Source organism: Kribbella swartbergensis (genome assembly GCF_054784135.1).
In genome coordinates this window covers 1-896 of record NZ_BAAGPM010000073.1, presented here as the reverse complement: position 1 = coordinate 896, position 896 = coordinate 1, and the positions used below count along the sequence as shown (strand labels likewise).

General features: G+C 64.3%; 1 protein-coding gene. It reads right to left on the bottom strand.

What is annotated here, in order from left to right:
- Positions 1-725 (bottom strand): IS630 family transposase (locus tag ACYVOK_RS35885; protein WP_460667079.1); only part of this gene is annotated, 725 nt, incomplete at its 3' end.
- Positions 726-896 lie beyond the last annotated feature (171 nt).

Below are 896 nucleotides of genomic sequence, written 5' to 3'. Positions count from 1 at the left end.
TCGCTCTTATGGACCGCGAGGTTGTCGAGGATCACCACGTCTCCTGTGTGCAGCGTCGGGGCGAGTTGTGTCTCGATGTAAGCCTCGAACGAAAGGCGGGTGATCGGGCCATCGATAATCCACCGCGCACTCAGCTCATGACAGCGCAGCCCGGCCAGGAAGGTATGCGTCTGCCAGTGTCCGAAGGGCGTGCTCATGCGCAGCCGCTGGCCCTTCCGCGAGCGGCCACGCAGGCGGGGCATCTTGGGGTTGACGTAAGTCTCGTCGAGAAAGATCAAGCGGTGCGGCTGCTCGCGCATGCGGGCCTGACGGTGGTCGCGCCAGACCCGGCGCTCATCCCGCACGTCGGCGCGTGCGCACTCCGCTGCCATCAGGGCTTTTTTATAGCTGAAGCCGCACCGGCACAGGAAGCGCGAGAGCATCGCGGGGGCCGCGACGATCCCATGCTCCTCCAGCAGCCTTGCGGCGAGTTCGGGCATGGTGATGGCCGGCCTTGCCTCGACGGTCTGGATCAGGAAGCTCTCATAGGGCACCAGCTTGCCGCCTCCGGGCGGGCGGCCCTGGCGGGCCGGTGCCGGCGAGCCGGTGTCCCGCGCTCGCCGCACCAGCTTGATGGCGAAGCTCTCGCTGACGTCAAAGTGCTGGGCTGCCGCCCGGCAGGAATGACCCGCCTCGACAACGTCGGCCACCCGCACCCGAAGATCGAGAGAATAGCAGTGACCCATGATCCACCTCCAGTTCCAGAGAGTGAATCACAGATCGCGCCAGCCAAAAACCCTGGAGTCGGATGTCCAGTCCGGTGCTCTAGTTTCATTACCGAGCTAAAAATGTTTTTAGTTCCTTGCTTCGCGAGAGTTGCGCCGCGCCAACGCTACCTGGCGGTAGACATCCAGCAC